The sequence below is a fragment of the Methanospirillum hungatei JF-1 genome, assembly GCF_000013445.1.
Classification (GTDB): Archaea; Halobacteriota; Methanomicrobia; order Methanomicrobiales; family Methanospirillaceae; genus Methanospirillum; species Methanospirillum hungatei.
In genome coordinates this window covers 2,596,495-2,616,894 of record NC_007796.1, presented here as the reverse complement: position 1 = coordinate 2,616,894, position 20,400 = coordinate 2,596,495, and the positions used below count along the sequence as shown (strand labels likewise).

21 protein-coding genes, 1 tRNA gene, 1 other RNA gene and 1 pseudogene are annotated in these 20,400 nt (G+C 50.8%); 11 read left to right on the top strand and 13 right to left on the bottom strand.

The features are described 5' to 3' along the window. Positions 1-171: 171 nt before the first annotated feature. From MHUN_RS12295 to iorA, 6 genes and pseudogenes are all read right to left on the bottom strand, one after another. Positions 172-1,287 carry a 3-isopropylmalate dehydrogenase gene (locus tag MHUN_RS12295; RefSeq protein ID WP_011449325.1) on the bottom strand — a complete coding sequence of 372 codons (1,116 nt, stop codon included), beginning with the start codon at positions 1,285-1,287 and terminating at the stop codon, positions 172-174. Beyond that, a complete protein-coding gene (locus tag MHUN_RS12290) occupies positions 1,275-1,763 on the bottom strand; it encodes a 3-isopropylmalate dehydratase small subunit (protein ID WP_011449324.1) in 489 nt (162 codons plus the stop codon). Before MHUN_RS12290 ends, MHUN_RS12295 begins: the two co-directional genes overlap by 13 nt. Further along, positions 1,763-3,016, bottom strand: coding sequence for a 3-isopropylmalate dehydratase large subunit (locus MHUN_RS12285; RefSeq protein ID WP_011449323.1), 1,254 nt, complete (start codon positions 3,014-3,016; stop codon positions 1,763-1,765). The genes MHUN_RS12290 and MHUN_RS12285 overlap by 1 nt, the downstream gene beginning before the upstream one ends. Then, a pseudogene (locus MHUN_RS12280) lies at positions 2,997-4,496 on the bottom strand (2-isopropylmalate synthase); the annotation flags it as partial. The gene MHUN_RS12285 and the pseudogene MHUN_RS12280, both read right to left, overlap by 20 nt. A gap of 246 nt (positions 4,497-4,742) precedes the next feature. Beyond that, positions 4,743-5,318 (bottom strand): indolepyruvate oxidoreductase subunit beta, encoded by a 576-nt coding sequence (locus tag MHUN_RS12275; RefSeq protein ID WP_011449321.1) that lies wholly within the window; start codon positions 5,316-5,318, stop codon positions 4,743-4,745. Continuing rightward, entirely contained in the window at positions 5,315-7,084 is a 1,770-nt protein-coding gene (gene iorA / locus MHUN_RS12270; RefSeq protein WP_011449320.1) for an indolepyruvate ferredoxin oxidoreductase subunit alpha, read from the bottom strand. The genes MHUN_RS12275 and iorA overlap by 4 nt, the downstream gene beginning before the upstream one ends. A 132-nt stretch (positions 7,085-7,216) precedes the next feature. Here iorA and MHUN_RS12265 point away from each other — a divergent pair. Both MHUN_RS12265 and MHUN_RS18385 read left to right on the top strand, forming a co-directional pair. Further along, positions 7,217-7,290, top strand: a tRNA-Ile gene (locus MHUN_RS12265). Positions 7,291-7,300: 10 nt separating this feature from the next. Beyond that, the gene (locus tag MHUN_RS18385; protein WP_011449319.1) at positions 7,301-7,792 is read left to right on the top strand and encodes a hypothetical protein; all 492 of its coding nucleotides are present in this window, start codon (positions 7,301-7,303) and stop codon (positions 7,790-7,792) included. A gap of 6 nt (positions 7,793-7,798) precedes the next feature. On the opposite strand, the gene MHUN_RS12255 is transcribed toward MHUN_RS18385, so the two are convergent. Then, positions 7,799-8,344: a hypothetical protein gene (locus tag MHUN_RS12255; protein WP_011449318.1), complete on the bottom strand. Its 546-nt coding sequence runs from the start codon at positions 8,342-8,344 to the stop codon at positions 7,799-7,801. 24 nt (positions 8,345-8,368) lie between these two features. Further along, the gene (locus tag MHUN_RS12250) at positions 8,369-9,655 is read right to left on the bottom strand and encodes a tRNA (N(6)-L-threonylcarbamoyladenosine(37)-C(2))-methylthiotransferase (protein WP_011449317.1); all 1,287 of its coding nucleotides are present in this window, start codon (positions 9,653-9,655) and stop codon (positions 8,369-8,371) included. Positions 9,656-9,718: 63 nt separating this feature from the next. On the opposite strand from MHUN_RS12250, the gene nadX reads away from it, so the two are divergent. From nadX to nadC, 3 genes are read left to right on the top strand one after another with little or no spacing between them, the layout of a single operon-like run. Further along, entirely contained in the window at positions 9,719-10,477 is a 759-nt protein-coding gene (nadX, locus tag MHUN_RS12245) for an aspartate dehydrogenase (RefSeq protein ID WP_011449316.1), read from the top strand. Then, a complete protein-coding gene (gene nadA / locus MHUN_RS12240) occupies positions 10,474-11,376 on the top strand; it encodes a quinolinate synthase NadA (RefSeq protein ID WP_011449315.1) in 903 nt (300 codons plus the stop codon). Before nadX ends, nadA begins: the two co-directional genes overlap by 4 nt. Further along, positions 11,373-12,224 (top strand): carboxylating nicotinate-nucleotide diphosphorylase, encoded by an 852-nt coding sequence (gene nadC, locus MHUN_RS12235; RefSeq protein WP_011449314.1) that lies wholly within the window; start codon positions 11,373-11,375, stop codon positions 12,222-12,224. Before nadA ends, nadC begins: the two co-directional genes overlap by 4 nt. Here the strand turns inward: nadC and MHUN_RS12230 are convergent. Beyond that, positions 12,208-12,576 (bottom strand): hypothetical protein, encoded by a 369-nt coding sequence (locus MHUN_RS12230; RefSeq protein ID WP_011449313.1) that lies wholly within the window; start codon positions 12,574-12,576, stop codon positions 12,208-12,210. The genes nadC and MHUN_RS12230 overlap by 17 nt on opposite strands. An 88-nt stretch (positions 12,577-12,664) precedes the next feature. Here MHUN_RS12230 and MHUN_RS12225 point away from each other — a divergent pair, with 88 nt between their 5' ends. Genes MHUN_RS12225 through MHUN_RS12215 form a run of 3 tightly spaced genes read left to right on the top strand, consistent with a single transcriptional unit; the run spans position 12,665 to position 15,212 of the window. After that, positions 12,665-13,924, top strand: a complete 1,260-nt coding sequence (locus MHUN_RS12225) for a GntP family permease (RefSeq protein ID WP_011449312.1) — start codon at positions 12,665-12,667, stop codon at positions 13,922-13,924. Positions 13,925-13,975: 51 nt separating this feature from the next. Beyond that, positions 13,976-14,536, top strand: a complete 561-nt coding sequence (locus MHUN_RS12220; RefSeq protein WP_011449311.1) for a TlpA family protein disulfide reductase — start codon at positions 13,976-13,978, stop codon at positions 14,534-14,536. Between the two features lies 1 nt (position 14,537). Further along, on the top strand, positions 14,538-15,212 hold the full coding sequence (locus tag MHUN_RS12215; protein ID WP_011449310.1) for a cytochrome c biogenesis CcdA family protein: 675 nt from the start codon (positions 14,538-14,540) through the stop codon (positions 15,210-15,212). Here MHUN_RS12215 and MHUN_RS12210 read toward each other — a convergent pair whose 3' ends face one another. Next, positions 15,213-16,892 carry a phospholipase D-like domain-containing protein gene (locus MHUN_RS12210; protein ID WP_011449309.1) on the bottom strand — a complete coding sequence of 560 codons (1,680 nt, stop codon included), beginning with the start codon at positions 16,890-16,892 and terminating at the stop codon, positions 15,213-15,215. A 45-nt stretch (positions 16,893-16,937) separates the two neighbouring features. Here MHUN_RS12210 and MHUN_RS12205 point away from each other — a divergent pair, with 45 nt between their 5' ends. Genes MHUN_RS12205 through MHUN_RS12200 form a run of 3 tightly spaced genes read left to right on the top strand, consistent with a single transcriptional unit; the run spans position 16,938 to position 18,007 of the window. Beyond that, a complete protein-coding gene (locus MHUN_RS12205; RefSeq protein WP_048067500.1) occupies positions 16,938-17,537 on the top strand; it encodes a hypothetical protein in 600 nt (199 codons plus the stop codon). A 7-nt stretch (positions 17,538-17,544) separates the two neighbouring features. After that, positions 17,545-17,745 (top strand): zinc finger domain-containing protein, encoded by a 201-nt coding sequence (locus MHUN_RS18380; RefSeq protein ID WP_011449307.1) that lies wholly within the window; start codon positions 17,545-17,547, stop codon positions 17,743-17,745. Between the two features lie 4 nt (positions 17,746-17,749). Then, positions 17,750-18,007 (top strand): elongation factor 1-beta, encoded by a 258-nt coding sequence (locus MHUN_RS12200; RefSeq protein WP_011449306.1) that lies wholly within the window; start codon positions 17,750-17,752, stop codon positions 18,005-18,007. Between the two features lie 41 nt (positions 18,008-18,048). Here the strand turns inward: MHUN_RS12200 and MHUN_RS12195 are convergent, their stop codons facing one another. From MHUN_RS12195 to MHUN_RS12190, 3 genes are all read right to left on the bottom strand, one after another. Beyond that, positions 18,049-19,002, bottom strand: coding sequence for a malate dehydrogenase (locus MHUN_RS12195; RefSeq protein WP_011449305.1), 954 nt, complete (start codon positions 19,000-19,002; stop codon positions 18,049-18,051). Positions 19,003-19,025: 23 nt separating this feature from the next. After that, positions 19,026-19,338: signal recognition particle sRNA (gene ffs / locus MHUN_RS18375), an RNA gene on the bottom strand. Positions 19,339-19,351: 13 nt separating this feature from the next. After that, on the bottom strand, positions 19,352-20,389 hold the full coding sequence (locus tag MHUN_RS12190) for a hypothetical protein (protein WP_011449304.1): 1,038 nt from the start codon (positions 20,387-20,389) through the stop codon (positions 19,352-19,354). Positions 20,390-20,400 lie beyond the last annotated feature (11 nt).

Sequence of the window (20,400 nt, the reverse complement as noted above, 5' to 3'; positions counted from 1 at the left end):
AAATGCACGTGGTATGGTGAGGAAAAACGCGCAATTTGTTGTGTGAGGTTCCCGCAACAATAGGTGCTTTTGCCCGGAAATATCGAGATATGCCAGCGTGTGAGCCGGTTTTACCGGAATAATGCCTTATCTAATGGAGCTGGATGACCTGATTAAAAGAGTGTGAATGGGTTATGAGGTCTGTATCCATGATGCGATCCAATCACCAACACCACTCGTGCTGGCTGAGCCGCCCATATCCTTCGTTACCATTTTTTCCCGGATAGAGGCTTCAATGCCCTGGAGGACCTTATCTGCTGCTTCCTTCTCACCCAGGTGTTCAAGAAGCATGGAGCCTGCCCAGATGGTTGCGAGAGGATTTGCCACATTCTGACCCTTGTATTTGGGTGCAGAGCCATGGATAGGTTCAAACATGCTGGTTCCGTCCGGGTTGATGTTCCCGCCCGGTGCAAGCCCAAGGCCCCCCTGGATCATGGCACCAAGATCGGTGATGATGTCTCCGAACATGTTCGGTGTCACGACCACATCGAACCACTCCGGGTTTTTGACAAACCACATGGTGATGGCATCAACAAAGGTAAACTCGTGGGCTGTCCCCGGGTACTTCTCTGCGGTCTCGAGGAATACATCCCGCCAGAGCCCATACACATCAGACAGAACATTTGCTTTGTCCACCGAAGTGACCTTCTTTTTTCTGCCCTGTGCCATATCAAAGGCATAGAAGATGACCCGGCTTGCACCTTCACGGGTGATAACTCCTATCTGGTATGCCAGTTCATCAGCATCGGTCTCAACATCAAGTCCGAATTTCACCGAATAGATATCCCTTTTCACTTCCAGGGTCTTCTTTTCACGGCCCTTCAGCCGGGATCCGATCCCGACATAAAAGTCCTCGGTATTCTCCCTGACGACAACAAAGTTGATGTCTTCCGGCCTCTTGTGTGCGAGTGGTGTCTCAACCCCGGCAAGCATCCGGATAGGTCTGAGGTTGATGTACTGGTCAAAGTAAAACCGGAGATTAAGAAGGATTCCTTTCTCCAGGATACCCGGCTTTACCCGGTCATCGCCAATGGCCCCAAAGTAGATGGCCTTATACTTCTCCAGTTCCTTCAGGTCTTCTTCGGTCAGGAGTTCGCCGGTTGCAAGGTACCGTTCTGCTCCGATATCAAATTCTGTCCATTCGATATCAAACCCGAACTTTTCTCCTGCAGCTTCAAGGACAGTCTTTCCAGACTCGATGATCTCAGGACCGATCCCATCTCCGCCGATTACCGCTACTTTATGCACAGGTCTTCACTCCGTATTGTTTTTGCATAAGCAACCAACCCTCCTGCGTCGATTATCCGTCTGAGGAACTCGGGAACCGGCTCAGTGGGCAGTTTCTTCCCTGATACATCGAGATATCCCTCATCAAGATGAGGCACAACCTGATCGGTCTCACTGATCTCAGATGCACGGGGGCAGATGACCGGTAAAAGCCCTACGTTGATGCTGTTCCGGTAAAAAATCCGTGCAAAGGATTGGGCTACAACCATCTGAATCCCGGCACCGGTCAGGGCCAGGGGTGCATGCTCCCGTGAGGAACCACACCCGAAGTTCCTGCCGGCGACGATGATATCTCCTTTTTTTACCTCCTTTGAAAACTCATCCCTGATGCCCTCGAAGGCATGGGTTGCGAGTTCTGCAGGATCATTGATGGTCAGGAACCGTCCGGGGATGATGGCGTCGGTATCGATGTTATCGCCAAATTTCCAGATCTTCATCATCGCACCTCTCGTGGATCGGTAATTTCTCCCCGGATGGCAGTTGCCGCAGCGGTTGCTGCAGATCCCAGGTAGACCTTTCCTTCTGTCGATCCCTGTCGCCCGCGGAAGTTCCGGTTGGATGTTGAGAAGGAGACTTCACCTGACGCAATAAGACCAAAGGAGCCTCCCATACAGGGGCCACAGCAGGGTGCCTCGACCAGTGCTCCGGCCTGGACAAACTGCTCGATAAGTCCTGCCCGCAGAGCCTTCAGGTACTCAGTCTTTGATGCGGGGATTACAAGGACCCTGACATCATCCGAGAACTTCCTATCCCCAAGAACGAGAGCAGCCTCTTTCAGATCCTCAAATCTCCCGTTCGTACAAGAACCGATGAAGACCTGGTCAACATGGGTTCCGGCAATCTCGGTCACGTCAACGACCTGGTCAACATTATGAGGGACTGCCACCTGTGGTACAAGGTCAGAGACATCATAGTCACGCCATGAGGCGTACACGGCATCTGGATCACTTGCGAGGTTCTCTTCTCTCCAGGTGCCCCGGCCTGAGAGGTATTCTTTTGTTACCTGGTCAGGAGGAACAATACCTGCCTTTCCACCCATCTCAATTGCCATATTACAGCAGGTCATCCGGCCGGCCATGTTCAGTGATTCGATGGTATCGCCAGTGAACTCAACCGTCTTATAGGTCGCCCCATCCACGGTGATATCCTTGATGATATTGAGGATGAGATCCTTTGCCCCGACCCTTTCCTGGAATCTGCCGGTTACATGAGCCCTAATGCTCTCCGGGACACGGAAGTAAAGGCACCCGTACCGGAGGGCAAATCCCATATCGGTAGATCCGACACCGGTTGCAAATGCCCCGACTGCTCCATACATACAGGTGTGCGAATCACTGCCGATGACGATATCGCCCGGAGAGACCCGGCCTTTCTCCAGGGTTACCTGGTGACAGACCCCTTCTTTGATGTCATAATTATAAATGCCCTGCTCTTTTGCAAAGATACGCATGTTCTTCTGGTTCTCTGCAGCATTCAGCGAGTCAGCCGGCACCTGGTGGTCAAAAAGCATGATGATCTTTGCCGGATCAAAGACCTTTTCGCCACCCATCTCATAAAATTTCTCAATAGCAAGCGGGCCGGTGATATCATGGATCATTGCCCCGCTGATAGGTGCCATGACTACCTCGCCTGCTGTTACCTCCTTCCCACACCGGGCGGAGAATATCTTTTCAGTGATTGTTCCTGCCATTCCGGTACACCATATTTAATGCGTTTATCATCGCCTCCGTAGACGCTAAGACCACGTCATCACCTGATGCGGCGGCATCAAACAGCCTGCCTTTCTCATCTTCAACCACCAGCGTGACATGGCCGATTGCATCACTCCCTTCAGATATTGCAGAGATATTAAACTCCTTTAATGTGGCTGGTTTTGGAACCGTCCCGATTAATGCCCTGATTGCAGCATCCACTGCCCCATTACCGGTTCGTGCACATACTTCCTCAACCCCATTCACCCGTGCCCGCACCGTTGCTGTCGGGATCATGTGGTTGCCGGTCATGATGGCAATGTCCACCAGCTCGATATACTTCCCACCAGCAGAGGTTCCGGTCACGGTTTCAGCAATCTCATACAGATCATGCTCGGTGACCTTCTTCCCCTTTGAGGAGATATGCTTGATCCGACTGATGATCTCATCCATCTGGGTATCATCTGGTTGTATGTGAACCTGGCTTAACATCTCGCGGACAGCATGCCTGCCAACATGTTTCCCCAGTTTCAGTCGCCGGCGGTGCCCGACCATCTCGGGTGTCATGATGCCAGGCTCAAAGGTACTGGCGTTCTCAATCACCCCTTGTGAGTGAATTCCACTCTCATGCGAGAAGGCAAACTCTCCTGTTACCGGATAGGTCGGCGGGACCATGATACCTGAGAACCGTGAGATCATCCGCGATGTCTCGACCAGCCGCTCGGTGGTTATGCCGGTGTCATATCCGAAGATGGACTCTATCACCATCGTGGTACAGGCTAAATCCGCATTTCCTGCCCGCTCTCCGATCCCGTTCACCGTCACCTGAACCTGGTCTGCACCAGCCTCTACGGCTGATATCGTGTTAGCGGTTGCCATGCCAAAGTCATTGTGACAGTGGACATCGATAGTCACCGGAATCTTCGGACGTAATGCACGAATCATCTCCTTCATAGATGTCGGTGTTGCAACGCCCACGGTATCAGGCACATTGATGGCAGTCGCTCCTGCCTCAACCGCAGCGGTATATACCTCTATCAGCTCCGGAATGCCGGTGCGTGTTGCATCCATAGCAGAAAACAGCACCTTGTCTGCATGATCACGGGCGTACCTGACGATATCTCCTGTGATGGCAACCACTTCCTCATGGCTCTTGCGGATAGTATGAACCCGCTGCACCTCTGAGGTCGGAATAAAGACATGCACCATATCAACACCGGCATCGATGCACCGATCTACATCCGACTGTACAGAACGTGCCAGTCCGCACACTATGGAATTCAGCCCTTCTGCTGCTATGGCCTTTACCGTCGAGAACTCATCGGCTGATGATGCCGGAAAACCCGCCTCGATGACGTAGACCCCGATATCAGATAACTGATGGGCAATCTCGATCTTATCTGAAGGCGTAAATGACACACCCGGCGTCTGTTCCCCGTCACGGAGTGTCGTGTCGAAAACAGTAATTCTTCGTCTGCTCTGCTTATCGCTGGAGAAAGCGACCTGCCGTACCTGAGGGTACGACGTTCCCTGTCCCGGTTACGTTTTGAGACATGATCATACACATGGTTCATCCCTCCTGATTAAGGTTTGGGTCTCTGGTGCAATGGTATCCTCTCTTATTGCACCACAACATATCATATTTATAAATAAAATATTAATTCTGGTGCATATCAGTCAATGACAGAGTTATGGCTCCAATGATTCTGTCAATAAAAAAGTGATTTAGTTTTTCCCTGCGTCTATCCCCATCTCGAACGCTTTGAGGTTCAGGTCGATTGTCTTTGGCGGGACCGTTCTTCTGATCGCCTCCTGCAAAGACTCTTTCTTCAAGGGGAGCATGGGTGAAGCGGCTCCAAGCATCACGATATTTTGTGTCAGAATATTTCCTGCTTCCTCTGCTAATGCCCGTGAATCAATTATTTTTGCCGGCCGGTCACCAAGCATCTCTCTCAGCATCTGTTCGGTTGGTGCTGGAAAGTCCTGCATAAAGACTGAGGTCGGGATTACAAACTCCCTACTGGTGTAAATAGTACCCTCCGGCTTTAACCAGTGGGCTGCCCTGACCGCTTCCATGAGATCAAAGGAGAGGAGCATATCTGCACTGCCGGGAGCAATCAGTGGCCCAAACTCCTGTCCGATACGGATCTGGCTCTCGACTGATCCTCCCCGCTGGGCCATGCCATGGGTCTCGGCTCCCCTGACCGGAATGCCCTCTATAACACAGGCTTTCCCCAGAATGTTGGAGGTTAGAATTGTCCCCTGACCGCCGATTCCGACAATCATCACATCAAAACTCATTCCTTCACCTCCCTGCCGATGGCACCAACCGGGCATATCTGCACACATACTCCGCAGCCTGAACAGAGATCAGTGATGGATGCAAGACCACCTTTCAGTTCTATTGCCGGGCATCCGAACTTGATACAGGCTTTACATCCGATGCACCGATCCTGGTAAACGGTGTAGCGGCCACGAACAACCCGGGAACGTTTTTCAGATATTACACAGGGCTGGCGTGCGATGATAACCTTTACGCCGGGAAGGGCTTTTGCAGCCTTCAGGACATCGATGAAGGTGACCAGGTCATTTGGACTGACCGTCTCGACAAATGTTGCACCACTTGCCCGACAGATCGCTTCAATTGAGACTGCCGGGGTTGCAACGCCGCAAGCAGTCAGCCCGGTTGTCGGATTTGGCTGATGCCCGGTCATTGCGGTGATCCGGTTATCAAGGATGACCACCGTTATGTTTGCGCCATTGTATATAGCATTGATAAGACCCTGTATTCCGGTATGGAGGAAGGTTGAGTCACCAATCGTACAGACAATATCCCGTTTCTCTCCGGCAAGAGACATCCCTGATGCTACCGTTATTGAAGCACCCATACAGATGGTCGTGTCGACTGTTCCCAGCTGGATACCAAGGGTGTAACAGCCGATGTCACTTGGGAATATCGCATCCCGAAAGACCTTTTTCATGGCATACATGGCGGTCCGGTGCATACATCCGGCACACAGAATGGGCGGTCGTACCGGAAGGGCGGCTGGGGTTGCTGCCGGTTGATAGGTGACCGATACGGCAAAACCCGCAGCCTTCAGGTACCCTGCAACCCGGTCAGGAGCAAGCTCACCTTCGTACGGTACATGACCGGTCATCTTCCCAAACACCGGAATGGTTCCACTGACCTGTCGTGCGACCTCTTCGATGACCGGTGAGAGTTCTTCGATCACCATCACCTCCTTATGATGACTGATAAACTCCCTGAGCCAATCCTCATCAATTGGATATGCACCGATTATCGCGACAGACACATCCGGACCGATAACCTCCCTGACATAGGATGCCCCGACTCCGCCACAGATGACTGCTTTCTTCCCTTTCACCTCATACCGGTTGTACCCGAGTTCTACGAGCCTTTTCTTGAGTGCGTGCTGTTTCTTGTTCAGCTTCTGGTGAAGGATCCTGGTATGCGCGGGAATGACCACATACTGCCTGGCATTTTTTTCAAATGATGCGGTCCGTTCAGAAACCACGACATCACCCAGATTTACATCACTTTTCGAATGACAAATCCGGGTCGTCGGGCGGAACATGACCGGGAGTGAGAACTCTTCAGAGAGGGCGAAAGCATCCCGAACCATGTCATGAGCCTCCTGCAATGTAGAGGGGTCCAGGCAGGGTATCCGTGCAAATTTGGCATAACACCTGCTGTCCTGTTCATTCTGTGACGAATGGGCATAGGGATCGTCAGCGCTCATGATGACAAATCCGCCTTTTGTCCCCGTATACGCCGAGGTCATCAAGGGATCGGCAGCGACATTGAGGCCGACATGTTTCATCGTACAGATAGCCCGAAGGCCACACCATGAAACAGCAAGTGCCTCTTCGAACGCTACTTTCTCATTTACTGACCATTCGACCTTACAGGCGCGGTCAGGGTCCATCCGCAGGGTATCAATCACCTCAGAAGAGGGAGTACCCGGATATCCACAGGCGACATCGACGGCTGCTTCAAGGCATCCATGTGCAATCGCCTCATTTCCCAGGAGATATTGAACAACCATATAAAAACCCGGATCTGATTCTCTATGTATATTGCCTGTTCTGATATGAGTCATATTCTGTTCATATCATCCGGCCGTTTTGGAGTTATCACAAGTATTATTAACGAGCGGGATCCACCTGATAAGAGCCTCGGGCCCGTAGCATAGCCAGGTGGTGCACCCGGCTGATAACCGGGAGGTCATGCGTTCGAATCGCATCGGGCCCATTTCTGTTTTATGTTGTCTCTACCATTCAATTCAAAGAATTATCATATCCTTCTTATCGCATTTGTAGGAACAGGGCTTACGCTTCTTTTGTATTTTATGAACCAGCAGATTCTGGCCGGTATTGCAATTATTATAACCGGAACCCTGCTGCTCAGTGCCATGATATCTCTTGATGCAGCAAAAAATGCCCGCCCACTGATTCTGGCTGATCTCTCTCCAAATCACCGGGAGATCATCCTGGAAAACGCTGGAACGAGCGCTGCAGAGAAGGTCGAGATAACAGCGGCAGGTATAGATGAACCCTGGCATATAGACCGTCTTGAACCTGACACTCCGACACGACTGACCCTTCCGAAGATGGTTCAGTCCCTCATTGTCGAAGTAACATATCAGGTTCAGGACAGCCCCCGGAAAAGCAAGGCCTTCAGCCTGGGCAAGTTTGAGCCAGAACAGGATCCGTTCAAACCAATGTTCCCGCTGTTTGGTTGGAAAGAAAAATAGCCGATCTTATGATCGGATAAAGTTCAATGTCGTTTCCAGAGCAGAGAGCAGTTCTTCCTGGTTATACATATATTGTTGCATTGCTTTGTACAGCATGAACATGGCTTCATATCCGTACAGATCAATAACCTGACGTGGCGTAATCTCTGCAAGATATGAGTCGATGATCAGATCATCAGCACTGTACATGATCTCATAGAATTTCCCATCCTCTCCGAGAAGACAGAACTGGTCCTGAACGGCTCTGGACATGTTATCTGGCCGGTATGGCATAGGGTCAGCACTCTTTCCCAGAATTATCATCTTTTTCGGATAATGTCGGGGATCATAGATCTCACCGTGGTTGTCTTTCTTTCCCTTTTCAAGAAGTTCGATACCGGTTTTTGCAATCACTCCGGTAACCTGTGCAGCCATTTTGCCGAGGAGTTCTGCATCAAGGGTCCGGATCTCTTCCGAATAGGCATCTATTGATGAATCATGCAGGTTTATTACCTCAACCAGCCGGTTAAAACCAAGTTCAATGATCTCTTCCATGATGAGTATACAGGTCATCCGGAAAGGCAAAGAAAAATCTGATCAGTCCCTGATCACTTCGCCGATGAGATAATGGGGGGTAGAACCGGTGATGGTCACCATACAGGGTATGCCCAGCTGACACTCTTCCCTGATTACCACCCCTTCATACCTTTCGGAACGAGCCATGACTGAACCTGGTTTGAGTTGTTCAGTCGGGATTACTCTCATCACCGCCCCTTTCATCTTCTCATTGGCCTTCTGGAACATGGTATATGATTCACGGATGATCGCACGCGAGCGCTCCTTTCGTATCCGGTCAGGGAGTTCATGATCCCGGCTCATTCCAGTACCGGGACGCCATGAATATCGTGTCACATTCACCATCCCCGGAGCGATCCGACGGATCAGACGCACAGTCTCTTCATGGTCATCGTCCGTCTCACCTGGGAACCCGGTGATGATATCGGTAGCTATGGTTATGTCAGACATCTCTGCTCTGAAGATATCGATGATATTCTGAACATCAGCCACCGTGTATCCGCGTCCCATCAGATCCAGCACATGGTCAGATCCTGACTGGATGGGCAGATGAAGAAATGAAAAGAACGGCCCGTTATTCATGGTCCGTGCGACTCTCTGTGCTATCGGTTTCAGGGTAGCAGGGTTCATCATCCCAAGACGGATTCGGGTGATATCTGGCAGAGCAGGGATGCCCTCAAGAAGCGTGGCAAGTGACCACTGACCGGTGTCATGTCCGTATGCAGAAAGGTCCTGTCCGGCAAGGCGGATCTCAACGGCTCCCCCCCTGACACAGCTGGCAATATGTGAATAAATCTGATGAGGGGAATTACTCCTGATTGATCCCCGGGCACAGCGGGTAATACAATACCGGCATGATCCAACACAACCAGGTCCAATCTGGACCACTGATACCGGCCCTTTCTGATCATAGGAGACAGTGGCTGCTGCCCGGTGAATAGAATCAGGATGTATCAGTTTCACGGTAGTATGCTCCTGAAGACTTTCGGGCAGTGCCAGTGGAAGACACCCGGTCACATATACCTCATGGTCCGGATATGATGAGATCTCCTTTAGCATCTTCCGCTCGGTTGAGGCGATGACAATGCATGTGTTGATGATCATCACCTCCGCTAGTTCGGGATCTGATACTATCACCGAACCGGAGGCTGTGAGAACCGATGCCAGGAGATCAGAATCTCCGACATTGTATGCACAACCAAAGGTTCTGATACATATCGGGCGACCTGAGAGCGCCTTGACCCATTCTTTTTCCGGAAGAAACAAGTCATTTCTCTTCTTTTCAGGTGCCTGATCTGATATGTTCATGGGTACAGCTCTCACCATTCAGGAACCAAACGGCTTAAAAGATATTGTGCATATATGTAGGCAATGGTCAGAATCGGGCTCCTCGGATGCGGTAATGTAGGCAGAATTATTGCAACCCATCAGGATGGATTTACGGTTGAGGCGCTTTTTGACCGCCTACCGGACCATGCAGAGGAACTTGCCCGCATGTGTGGTGCTCCTGCATACGCGGATTTTCAGGAGTTTATATCACAGGATTTTGATATCTGCGTGGAGGCTGCATCGGTCCTTGCGGTCAGGGAATATGCCCCGAAGATCCTTGAGAACGGGAAACATGTTCTCATCCTCTCTGTTGGTGCTCTGTCAGATACGAATTTTAGAAAAATCCTTCTTGATGTGGCACGGTCCCAGGGAAAAAAGATCCATATCCCGAGTGGTGCTATCATGGGACTGGATAACCTGAAGGTGGGGGGTATCAGCAGGATAGATTCAGTCCTTCTCAGAACCACAAAAAGCCCTGCAAGTCTTGGGATGCAGGTCAGTCATCGAACCCTTGCATTTCGTGGGAAGGCGAATGAATGTATTAAGCAGTTTCCAAAAAATATCAACGTATCAGTAGCACTGGCGCTGGCTGTACATCATGATGTGGATGTGGAGCTCTGGGCAGATCCGGAAGTTGATCGAAATATTCATGATATCTTTGTCTCCGGCGAATTCGGTGAGGCAAGTATCAGGGTTGTCAACCATCCAAGTCCGGATAACCCGGCAACAAGTTATCTTGCAGCCCTTTCGGTGCTCTCATTATTGAAAAACCTTGATAGTCCCCTGGTGATCGGATCGTGACCAACCGTAATCTCATAGCCGATATCCTTCGTTTGAAATCAGAAAAAAAGGCACTCATTCTGGCCCATAATTATCAGCTCCCCGAGATTCATGCAGTCGCAGATATTATTGGCGACAGTCTTGAACTGGCGCAGGCAGCGAGAAAAGCTAATGAACCCATTCTTGTCCTCTGTGGTGTCAGGTTCATGGCAGAAACTGCCCATATCCTGAACCCTGATAAAAAGGTTTTGATGCCTGACCCTGATGCCGGATGTCCGCTCGCAGATTTTCTCACGCCGGAGATAATACGAAAGGCAAAAGAGCAGTACCCTGAAGCAGCCGTGGTCGTCTATATAAACAGTACTGCAGCATGCAAAGCCGTTGCAGATTCGGTATGCACCTCCGGAAATGCAGTCAGGGTAGTCAGGTCTTTCCCCCATAAACAGATTATTTTCGGTCCGGATACCAACCTCGCCTCATATGTACAGTCGGTTCTTCCGGAGAAGGAGATTATTCCTATTCCAGACGGGGGTCATTGTTATGTGCATATGCGGTTTGATCCTGAAGATCTGCGGGAGGTAAAGGCAGCCGGTATTGCGGTGATGGCACACCCGGAATGCCCGGTTGAAATTCGTGTTCTTGCTGATTATATCGCCTCAACCGGCAGGATGGCTGAGATTGCAAGAACCAGGTCTTCGTGGTATATCTGCACTGAAAGAGGGATGCTGGATCGGCTCAGCGAACTCTGCCCTGACCAGTCATTCATCGGCAGGGAGGATGCGATCTGTGCTGATATGAAAAAGACCACACTCCATGAACTGGTCAGATGTCTTCGCGATCTCTCCGGTGAAGTGACCGTGCCTTCAGAGGTTATGGAAGGAGCCCGGCGGTCACTTGAATACATGATCAATGTGCCATGAATACACTCCCAGATATACCCCTCACCAGACTCATCGAATATGTCGAAGAAGACTGTCCGTTTGGTGATATCACTTCAGAGGTGGTAATAGATCCGCAGATCTGCTCTGCGGTTATATCCGCACGGGAATCCCTTGTACTTGCCGGTCTTACTGAAGTTATACGGCTTTCTGAATGGTATGGTCTGGCTGCCTCTTCTGCATGTTCAGACGGATTATATCGCCAAGCAGGGGATGTGATCGTCACCCTGACCGGCCAGGCTCATACCATCCTTCTTCTGGAGCGAACATTGCTTAATATCCTCGGGAGGATGAGTGGCATCGCAACCAGGGCCAGGAAGATGCAGGATCTGGTATCTGCAATAAATCCCGGGTGCCGTATTGCCGCAACGAGAAAAACTGCTCCAGGACTGCGCCTTATGGATAAAAAGGCCGCCATGATTGGAGGGGCAGATCCCCACCGGTTCTCCCTTTCCGATGCCGTTTTGATAAAAGACAATCACCGGGTCCTGACCGTTGTGGATGAGGCGGTCAGGCGGGCAAAAGCCTTTTCGGCTTATCACCGGGTTGAAGCAGAAGCAGATACGATTGATGAGGCTCTTAGGATTGCACAGGCAGGGGCGGATATCATCCTCCTTGACAACATGACTCCTGAACAGGTTTCACAGGTCATTTCACTCCTTTCAGAGAACGGCCTAAGGGAGAAGGTACTTATCGAAGTATCAGGAGGGATTACCGAAGATACCCTGGCGTCATATGCAGCCCTGAACATCGATCGGATAAGTCTTGGGATGCTCACCCACACGGTCATCAATGCAGACTTTTCTCTTGACATCATGAAAGAATCCTGATATCTTTGCCATCTTTGACTGATATCTCCTCTTTTCCGTTCCAGTGCTGAACGGTACCGATGATCCGGATGGACGTTCCTGGTGTGATTTCAGGTACATCTCCTGCGGATGACGGGATGAAGATACTGACTCCGGAGACGTCCATGATAACGCTGCCTCCCTTCGCGTGATATACCTCCCCAACAACTCCTTCCCATCTGACCAAGGTTCCATCTGTCATTCCGGTCTCATATTCGGTTGAAAATTGTTCTTTTCCCATCTCGTCCAGCATGAGAGTCCCGGCAAGGCAGACCAAAGTAACGAGGATGAGAATTCCAATGGCAGTCTTCTCCTGATGGTGAAGGACAAACATCTCCTACAGGTTTTATGTCCTCACCTATGAGACATGGGGTCATGGGACCAAGAGCCTTTGATATGATCACCTGCAGATAGAATAAGGAATGAGTACCATCCTGATTTTCCTTATCGTGATGGTGGCAATATCTGTCATCGGGTTCAAATTTAAACTGCCACCATTTTTCACTCTGGTCGGCGGAGCAATTGCCTTTGGTCTGATGATCGGGTCATCTCCGGATACAGTCTTTCAGCAGGTTGCGCTGGGATGTGCCAGTATTTTTAACAGTCTTGGTATCCCTATCCTTGCCGGATCGGTTATCGCAAAATATCTTGCCGAGCAGGGACTTATCCAGCAGATCGTCTCTGACCTTCGGACCCTCTTAAAGCGGCCGCCCACCCTCTCCGGAATCGCAGGATATCTTATTGCAGTTCCTTCCACCTGTCCCATAACTGCGTTTATTATTCTCACACCGGTCATCGAGTTCTTCACGTCAGATGAACGAAAGCGGTCACTTCTTATCTATCTTGTCGCCATTGGGTCTGTCCTCGGGGTTGCGTATGTATACCCGACGCCGGTCACCTACACCCTCTTTGATGCATTTGCACCGGATTACTCCCCTCTCATCTATAACCTGGTCGCAATCCCCCTCTCTCTGCTCTTTGTCGGTTCCATGATCTGGTATGTCAGAAGACAGTGTGATTTTGCTGACATCACCCATGAGCAGATAGGATACAAGCGCGAAGAGGGTTCCTTTCATCTTCGGGCATGGGCACCGTTTCTGGTGATCTTTCTTGCCATCCCCGTCGGGTATCTCCTCCTCGGGCTTACTCATGCAGGTCTTCTCCAGTTTATCATGCTCGCCGGAATGGCCACCGCGGTAATTACTGCAAAACAGGAGGTCCGGTGGAGTGGCTGGGTTCTTGGAGCAAAGCATGGCGGAGTCGTCATCTTTGACATCTGTGGAGCAGGGGCTCTTGGGTATATCATCCAGCAGAGCAGCTTTCCGGCTGATGCCTCTATTCTGCTCGCAACATCTTTGCCAATATTCCTCTTCCCGTTCGTCCTCGCTGCTCTGATCCAGACTGCCCAGGGGTCCAGAATTGTTACATCGTACCTGACTGCCCAGGTCCTTGCGACGACGGTTATTCCATCCATGTTAAACCCGCTTGCCCTGTTCCTCATGATCATCGGTGGTGCGGGTCTCATCTGTTTCGTGACCGATCCCTATTTCTGGCTCTTACACCGGACAACCGGGGATGATGTGAAAACTGTGTTCAAACGGTATACCGTCCCGCAGATTCTCTTTGGAATCGTAACCTACTTATGTGCCCTCCTCATTCAGTTCCTGATGCCGGTCAGGTAACTCCCCTATTTTCCTTGAAGTATATGAACAAAGAGTCTCAGATGATGTTGCATGAGTTATCACCGGACTATACTCCCGGTCGTCTTTGGTCTCCTTGTTATGACCCTGTTGTGTACAGGATGTCTGGCAAGTGAGGAATCACCTGAAATTGCATATTCTGAAACAGCATCTCCTGAACTTGCCTGGATTACGACATCCATGACCGATGTTGCAACAGGGGAGCGGTTCACCATAAAGGATCTTGCCGAGCAGGGAAAGCCGGTTATCATCCACAGTTTTGCCGTCTGGTGTCCGGGCTGTTCCATGCAGCTTTTAGAATCTACGAAATTACTGACTGCATATCCGGATAAATACGTGGTGGTGGCACTTGATGTGGATCCTAATGATAATGCCGAAAAAGTGAGGCGACACCAGGAGTCAAACAACTTCAAGGGGATATTTACCGCGGCCCCGACTGATGTGACCAGAAGCCTGATCAAAGCCTATGGGCCGGGATTTATTCAGTCAATCCCCCAGACTATCATCATCTGTGACAAGACGGCCACTTATCTTGAAGACGGGGTTTTTCGTGCTGATGTCCTGAAGCGGGCACTGGACGAACTCTGCTCATAATATGGATATCACACCTGAAACCTGGGCCATCTCCTTCCTGGCAGGTCTTTATACGCCGCTTGGAGCCATGTGTGTCCTGCCGCTCTACCCGGGGTACCTGGCATTCCTTGCAGGGCGGACAAAGACCGGCGGGGGTCGGACTCTCACTCTGGGCCTTGCCGTGACGGCGGGGGTGCTGCTTGCGATGTTCTCATTTGGCCTTCTTTTTGTGGCTATCCTGAAGATGTCCACCGGAGATGTTATTGAGATACTCGGCCCTGCCATTTACGGCATCCTTGCGATCATGAGTATTGCCATGATTGCCGGATTTGACATCAGCCGGTTTTTTCCTATGGTATCTACGCCGGTTGGAAAAACCCCCTATATTACTGCCATCCTGTTTGGGGCATTCTTCGGGCTGGTTGCTCTTCCCTGCAATCCAGGCTCTATCATCCTGCTCTTTGCGATATCCACGACGACTGCAGATTTCATCGCAAATTTTGTCAATTTTGTCCTCTTCGGGATTGGGATGGCAAGTCCGCTCCTGTTCCTTTCAGCATTGTCTCTGGAGAGAAGCAGGATCTGTATCAGGTTCTTCACCACACATCACCTGCTCATCAATCGGATAGCCGGGGTCCTGATGCTGATGGTTGCACTGTATTACCTGGTCTTTGTGTTCCTCAAAGAACATCTCTGATCACCGGTGATACCGGCGGTAGAGGAGGAGTAAAAAGATCACCACTCCTGCCAGGGTAATCATCTGGATAAATCCGGTATCACTTCCGGGAAGACTCCTGGCCGGCTGCCTCTCTTTTTTTCCTGCCCAGTCCAGCAGAAAGACGGAGGCAAAGTATGATGCGGCATCCCTGCTGTGGATGATGACTCCCGCCTCCCGGTTAAAGCAGGCTGAGTTCTCATTCCAGTTCATGCTCGATACCAGTACCGAATCATCAGCAATCACCCCCTTGGCATGGACTTTTAAAAGACCAGTCTTCTCAGGATAGAGGACCTGAGCCTGAAGGGAGATATTCTCACGTGCGGCAAGGGTTTGCAGGGCGGTTACCATCTCATCATTGTCCTCATCCCCTTCGATATTGTAATAGTATCCGTCAAGCAGGATCCTGACATCAACGCCCCGTCTCGCTGCATCTACTGCTGCTGCGAGAAACGGATTTGTCCCGTTCTTTGGGTATTCGGTGATGTATGCCTGCTCTATCCATACTCTGCTCCTGCTTTCATTGATAAGATCTGCGATCAGGATGCTGGTGTCTGGTGAGAAGACCGGGGTTACCACTGCTCCAGAAAAAGACAGGGGAGCAAATACTGGATTGTATGGGGGTGTCACCGGTTGTTCGGCGGTGCCGGCCCTGCCTTCTGCGACAGCCACTCCTGGTCCGTCAAAGTCATCCTGGAAAACTTCGGTAAAACAGGATGCGAGATCGGCTGAGTCAAGCACGACTCCCCAGCCGCGGTTCCCGGCAAAACCGGCATGAGGGAAGGAATGCTCCTTGAAGTTTTCTGTTGTCAGAAATACCCGGCTGTCATCTGCCACGAGATATTTGGCATGGTCATACCGGTACGGGGCATGATCTTCTCCGGTCCCTTCCATGACTCTGACATCGGCTCCTGCCTGAATCAGATCGGAGATGACGGGGAACTCCTCTGATGGAATGCCTCCGACCGGCCCGCCTTCGAGGAGCACCGATACCGCTACCCCCCGCCTGCTGGTATCACAGAGGATCTGTGCAAGACCAGGGTCTGTGAATTCGTAGACATTGAGAAGAACGGATCTCTTTGCATTGCTGATGATCTCTTCCAGGATCTCTCTTGAGCAGTCAGGAGAAACAAATCCCGTGCCTGAAATGTTCTCAAAGGTCCGGGGTTCAAGTCTGCTTCCACCGGCCATGAGCACCCTGGGATCCCAGATTCCGCCAGCCGACCTGAAATGTATCTGACCGTTTCTTGGTTTGAACGTCCCAGGCCATGTCACGGTGTCGTAGGTGCATCCCTCGCATGTAAGAGTCAGTTCGTCCTTTTTATTGGACAGTTGGAACCGGCCCTGCACCGTTGCCTGTGGAACAGCAGGGGTGCTGTCAATTATCTCATAGGAAGGATACCTCCCCCATACATGGTTGTATTGTTCACCATTACGCGCGATCGTGCAGGAGGAAGATCCGGAGTTCGAGGGTGAAAATGTGATGGTTCCCTCCCCATCTGAAATGGTGCAGGAACCGGGAGGGTGATCCCATCCAATGGTTATGTATTCATCCTCATCCCCATTCATCCAGGTATCCGGATAAATCTCAAGGAAATACGGCCCGGCAGATACTGGGGTCATCAGTACGCATATGAGGAGGATAACAGGAAGGGGGTACATGGGGATCAGGGTTTATTGGTCATCATTACATGAACGTACTGCATTGTGATCAGCCGGGATCAGGCATTGGTGCTCAAGATTGGGGGCAGTCTGATTGAGCATGCTCCGATGATTGTCAGGGTTATCAGAGAGAGTGGAAGAGATATTCTGGTCATTCCGGGTGGGGGGATTTTTGCTGATGTTGTCAGGGAAAAGGAGATTTCAGATACGGCAGCGCATTTTATGGCCATCGCAGCCATGGATCAGTATGGATGGCTCCTGTCCACGTATGGATTGCCGGTAACCTGGACTCCGCTTATGAGTGGTTCCCCTGCAATTCTTCTTCCTTATCACCATATGATGGATGCTGATCCGCTTCCTCATTCGTGGGATATCACATCAGATACTATCAGTGCCTTCTATGCCGGTCTGCTCTCAGTGCCTCTTGTCATTTTAAAATCGCTCGATCATATCCGGACATCTGACGGTCCGGCCACCGCACTCATGCCTGGAATGGTTACCGGTGATCTCGATCCTGCATTTATTCCCTATGTTACGAAGGAGCAGGTCAGGGGATTCATACTCCGGGGATCTGATCATGCGAGACTTGCAGGATTTCTCAGGGGTGAAGAGGTGCCGGGGACATACTTTGGCGGTACCATTTAAGGTGTTGATGAATAAACCAGATAAGCAGCTTTTTGGAAGTCTGAATATGAGTAGAACAACCTGCACATCATGTAATGGCCCAATGGCAGAAGAGGGCTCTGTAGAGTTCGGCTGCCCGGCATGCGGGGCCACCATACGCCGGTGTTACCGGTGCAGAGAACAGAGCGTTGAGTACATCTGCCCGACCTGCGGCCTTCGGGGACCCTGAGATTATGGGAGACGTAGCGCTCATCATCAAGGTGATGCCGGAATCACCAGAAGTAAACCGGGAAACGATCGTTGCGACTATAAAAGAGAAATTCCCCCGCGTTCAGGATATCAGGGAAGAGCCCATCGGCTTTGGACTTGTCGCAATAAAAGTCGCGCTGGTTGTTCCTGATGCTGAAGGTCAGACAGAGACCATTGAAGCGACCCTCAATGCTATCGATGGTGTTGAACGGGCAGAAATTGTAGAATCAACCCTTGTGTAAATCTGCACAAGGCTTTTTCATTCTCCGGATACTGGGGATATTTACTCCCCGTTCTCAAGAACTGAGAAAATTTCACGGGTTATGCCACGAATCTTTTCTACCGAATTCTGAAAGTTCCTTACTTCCAGGGGTTCAATGCGGATTGGCACAGGGTACACTCCGCTCCGGTTTATCCGGGCCGGCACTCCGATACATACATCTCCGATATTATGGACTTCAGCTTTTATGTAGGCTGATACCGTAAGTATCCGGTTTTCATTTCCAAGAATGGTACGGATAAGTGTGGCAATTGCTTCTCCGGGGCCCCAGACCGTCGCACCTTTTGATGCAATGATCTTCTGACCAGAGGATTTGACCTGCTGCATGATGTCATCAATAGGCACCTGTGCAAAACTGGGCAGATTCGATATCTGTATTCCTCCGATGGTTGTTGCAGACCAGAGTGGTACCATACTGTCACCATGCTCCCCGATGATACGGGTATGCACTTCACTGACATGTACCTGAAAGAATGATGCGATTGCTGATTTCAGACGCATTGAGTCGAGATGTGTTCCAAGCCCGAATACTTCGTTTGGTTTTTTTCCTGAGTATTTCAATGCAACATGGGTCATAATGTCAACCGGATTGGTGACCATCATGAGAAATGAGTCAGGGGCAATTCTTCCTATCTTCTGAGAAAAATCCGCGACTATCTTCGCATTCTCTACAGCGAGATCCAGTCTGCTCTGGTCCGGCTTTCGTGCAACGCCGGCGGTCAGGACGATGATATCAGATCCCTTTAGATCCTCAATATTGCAGCTCCAGCTGACATGACTGTCTGTTCCGGTTGCAGCAAATGAATCGATGAGATCCCTGGCCACTCCGTCAAGCACCGATTCCGAACCCGGTCTTCCATACAGCTGGACCTCGTTGACATACGGAATACGGGATATCGAGAGTGCTGCATACTGGCCTACCTTTCCGGTTGCTCCGACAATCGCAACTTTTGCCATAAGAATCAGAATAAATCAGAATAATAGGGACACGTTATCGGTCGATCGGTCATTGCAGCCTTTTCCAAGGGTCTCCTTCTCCGCCCCGCAACCCCATGGGCGCCGAATGTTCACGGTAAGTCTGCTCCCTTCCGGGCCTGAACCGGTCCCCGCGACAACAGGTCGTTCCTTCCTCCGAAGGTGTGATACCTGGCCACCGACCTCACAGGACAGGGTTTCTACGTCGGAAACACGACAGATACAGGCCGTATGTACCAACCTTCCTCAAACTTCGCCCCCTGCATTCCGACGATTTCAGGTCACAAGTGACGCCGATCCACCCGGGCTAGTCCCCATAATTATGCTGCAGCTACGGAATAAAAACTTCCCCTCCTATCTTTTCTTTCCATGCTGTCAGAAATAGATCATTTCTCCTGAAAGACTCTTTATCAAAGGGATCGAATGCGGTCAGCCGTTTTCCAGAAGGCAGATCCGCTCCCAGGAGTTCGTATGTCCCATGGTAGAGCTGGATATTGATTCCGTTTCCGGTGGCAGAACAGATGAGGGCAGGTTCTCCTGTCCAGACTGGCGGTCTCTTCTTCACATCATCGTAGAGGGTTATCGTTGTAATTCCGAGTTTTTTCTGGTTTACTCTGATCGTCTGGATTGCACTCCAGACTGATGCATGCCAGACATCACACATCACGATATTCGGCACACCAAAGAGTGCTGCGGTAAGGCCGAGTGTTCCTGGTCCTGCGCAGGCATCAATGAAGACATCCGGATGCAGTCGTCTGACCTGCTCCTCAACACTGAAGATCTTTGGGTCGATACCTTTCGGAAATTCAATATGCATCTCAGCCTGTTTTTTGATCACAACCACGGGACCTTTTCCGGAAAGAAAGATATCTGCCCTGACGTCACATCCACACACCAGGATCCCTTCATGGATTGTTGGTTCCTGTCCATAGGTCACATCACCGGGACCGGGTATCTCATGGGCATGATAGACGATACCCAGCAGCTCGGGCACGTTCCGGTATGCGATTTCAGCCACTGGTACTGGTATGAGATCAGAGATAATCAGAAGAGACCGGGGAGGGAGTACCGGGGGACGGCGGAGGAAGAGGCCGGGGGAGATAAGAGGGGTTCCAATGGATGAGAGGGGTTCACTGCCATGGAATATTCCTTCTTTCTGCAGGATCTGGTAGATATCTGCCATCACATCATCGATAAACCGGCGGTTACACTGACAGGGTCCTGGAATATCCTCCCCAGAAGAGACTGGTTTGTCTTTTGGCCGTGGCGTCGGATTACACTGGGGACAGGGTGCAAAAAATTGTGAGGGGCGTGAAGTGATATCTCCAGGACAGATGATATGGTTCTCACCACAACAGGAACACTTCATTGAAGTAACAT